The sequence below is a fragment of the Rhizobacter sp. P1_G5 genome (assembly GCF_056405435.1).
This window is the reverse complement of sequence record NZ_JBFUCB010001000.1, coordinates 1-1287: the sequence shown is the minus strand read 5'-3', so window position 1 is coordinate 1287 and position 1287 is coordinate 1. Positions and strand designations below refer to the sequence as shown.

1 protein-coding gene and 1 pseudogene are annotated in these 1287 nt (G+C 72.2%); both read right to left on the bottom strand.

Going from position 1 to position 1287, the window contains the following annotated elements:
- Positions 1 to 111 precede the first annotated feature (111 nt).
- The gene (locus AC1D12_RS33520; protein ID WP_156151732.1) at positions 112 to 324 is read right to left on the bottom strand and encodes a hypothetical protein; all 213 of its coding nucleotides are present in this window, start codon (positions 322 to 324) and stop codon (positions 112 to 114) included.
- 162 nt (positions 325 to 486) lie between these two features.
- Positions 487 to 1287: pseudogene (locus tag AC1D12_RS33515) on the bottom strand (FHA domain-containing protein); the annotation flags it as partial.

The window sequence follows — 1287 nt, the reverse complement described above, 5'->3', positions numbered from 1 at the left end:
CGGCAATGACGGCTGCTTCGGACATGGCGTTCTCCGCTTCGAAGGTGTGGTTTCGGGAATGGAGGAAAAGCCGCGCGCCGGCCCTGCGGTCGCGGCGCGCGGCAGCGGTCGTCAACTCGCTCGCGAGGATTGACGCACGTCCTGGGCCCCTTGCTTGACCGACTCGCTGGCCATGGCGTTGCCCGCCAGGATCGACTGCGTGGTGGTCGTGATGTTGGAGCTCTGGGTCGACAGCGTCTGCGCCGCCAGCTGGACCTTCATCTGGTCGGCTGCGAGTTGGCGCATCGTCGCGACGCTCTGGTCTGCGCTGGGTCCGTCTGCCATGGTGTTCTCTCCTGGGTGTTGAGTGAAAGGGATGGACTTGCTTTTGTGCGCTGACGCGCACGACTCAGGTGCCGCCCTGGCGGGCGGCGGCATTCCACGCGCCGGATCGCTCCGGCGCGTGAAATCGGGGCGCTGACGCGGGTGCGTCATGCGGGATCGGGTTCATCGGGCGGCTCCCGGCGGCTTCGCGGTGGTGCCGCCGCTGATCACCAACCCGTCGGTGTCGATGTGCTGCAGCTCGCCGCCGCTCTTCAGCACCGCGCCTTCGTAGTAGCGGCTGCCGTTGGCCAGCTGGATGTGCTTCAGGCCGTTCGCGTCCTCGGTGATGCCGACCATGCGCGACGGCAGCACGCTCTGCCACGAGGCCCACTGCTCGCGCGACGCCGCGCCGTCGTCGCGCAGCGGCCTGGCCCGGTAGCTGACCTTGTCCGAGACCAGCACCGTCGGGTGCAGGTCCTCGGCCAGGCGGCGGATCTGCAGGCGCACCGCCTCGTCCTCGACCGTGCCGGAGACCACCAGCCGGCCCTGCCCGGCGTACGCCACCGTGACGCCGGGGTCGCTGACGAAGCGCCGCGCCTGCTCGACCATCTCCTCGGCGCTGACGACCGTCACCGACACGCGCGGGCCGAGCGCCTCGAGCGCCGCCTGCAGGGCCTTGCGGCGCGCCCGCGTCTCGACGAAGCCGCGCACGACCACGTTGCCGCCGCCACTCGGCGCAGCCACCGTCTCCACCTCGGGGTAGCCCGCGAGCAGCCGGTTCAGCGCCGGCAGGTCGACCGCCGCGACTGCGCTGCGCCGGCCATCGCCCTGCCAGGCCAGCACGCCGGCGATGCCCGCCAGTGCCAGCACCATCACGACGAGGCCGGCCCGGCGCAGCGGGCGGCGCGGCGTCTCGGCCGTCGCGGCCTCGTTGGCGGCCGGCGGCAGCGCGCTCTCGGGGCCGGCGAACATGCGGTCTTCGCC